This is a genomic window from Yokenella regensburgei ATCC 49455, from assembly GCF_000735455.1.
GTDB classification, from domain to species: Bacteria; Pseudomonadota; Gammaproteobacteria; order Enterobacterales; family Enterobacteriaceae; genus Yokenella; species Yokenella regensburgei.
In genome coordinates this window covers 1-302 of sequence record NZ_JMPS01000051.1, presented here as the reverse complement: position 1 = coordinate 302, position 302 = coordinate 1, and the positions used below count along the sequence as shown (strand labels likewise).

Annotated in this window: 2 pseudogenes; both read left to right on the top strand. The window is 53.3% G+C overall.

Annotated elements, in window-relative coordinates:
* Positions 1–74, top strand: a pseudogene (ibaG, locus tag GYRE_RS24550) (BolA family iron metabolism protein IbaG); the annotation flags it as partial.
* A 52-nt stretch (positions 75–126) separates the two neighbouring features.
* A pseudogene (locus GYRE_RS23845) lies at positions 127–302 on the top strand (UDP-N-acetylglucosamine 1-carboxyvinyltransferase); the annotation flags it as partial.

The following is a 302-nucleotide window of genomic DNA, read 5'->3' as shown; positions in this document are numbered from 1 at the left end:
GCATCCATGCCTTGTCGATCAAAGCGTATACACCGCAAGAGTGGGAACGCGATCGCAAGCTAAACGGCTTTTGAGTCGGGACGAGACCGTCCCGGCAAGTATGAATTTTAAAAGAGACCAGAATTAATGGATAAATTTCGTGTGCAGGGGCCGACGCGGCTCCAGGGCGAGGTCACCATCTCAGGTGCCAAAAACGCCGCGCTGCCGATCCTTTTTGCAGCCCTGTTGGCAGAAGAGCCGGTAGAGATCCAGAACGTACCGAAGCTCAAAGACATCGATACCACGATGAAACTGCTGAGCCA